The following is an 877-nucleotide window of genomic DNA, read 5'->3' on the forward strand; positions in this document are numbered from 1 at the left end:
CAAGGCGCCCGGTACTGGTCCGCCGCGCCGTACGTGGCGGCGCACACCCTCGGCGCCGGCGTTCCCGGCTACGACGTCCTCCAATCGTGCAACGGCGGCCTCGCGGCGGTGGAACTGGGCGCGCGACTGCTCGCGGACGGCGGTGGCCACGTGCTCGTCACCGCGGCCGACCGGTTCGACACGGCGGGCTTCGACCGGTGGAACTCCGACTCCCAGACGGTGTTCGGCGACGGCGCCGGTGCGCTGCTGCTGAGCGCGCACGGCGGCTTCGCCCGGATCACCGCCATCGCCACCGGTTTCGACAACGGCCTGGAAGCGGAGTCGCGCGGCGACGGGTTCCCGCCCGGTGCCGGGCCGGTGGACTTCACCGGGATGCGCGGGCGGTACCACAGCCACGTCGTGCCCGTGCAGGAGCACCTGGAGCGGATCAAGGGCGTGATCACGGAGACGTTCAAGCAGGTGCTGGACGAGGCCGGCACCACCGCTGACCGGATCACCCACGCGGTGCCGGTCGTGGCCACCCAGCCGGTGATACTCGGCCTGTTCCAACGCATCCTGGGGATCGACGACGCGCTGTCCACCTGGGATTTCGGTGCGACGACCGGGCACCTGGGCGCCGCCGACAACCTGGTCGGCCTGCACCACCTGGTGACGACGGGCGCCGTGCGCCCCGGCGACACGGTGCTGCTGGTCGGCGGGGGCAGCGGGTTCGCCTGCACGTTGGCGGTCGTCCAGGTGACGGAGCAGGTGCCGTGAACGCCTGGGAACGGTCGGCCGAGCACGACCCGGCCCAGCCTGCCGTGCACAGTGCCCAGGGGGTGACCAGCTACGGCGAGCTCGCGGAACTGGTGGACCAGTGCGCGTCGGTCCTGCGGGC

At 72.7% G+C, this 877-nt stretch carries 1 protein-coding gene; it reads left to right on the forward strand.

The genetic code is table 11. The annotated features are described in order from the left end of the window. The coding region (locus AB0G02_RS36590; protein WP_360803989.1) for a ketoacyl-ACP synthase III family protein at positions 1–756 on the forward strand (756 nt) is incomplete at its 5' end. Between the last annotated feature and the right edge of the window lie 121 nt (positions 757–877).

The organism is Actinosynnema sp. NPDC023658, from assembly GCF_040639995.1.
GTDB lineage: Bacteria > Actinomycetota > Actinomycetes > Mycobacteriales > Pseudonocardiaceae > Actinosynnema.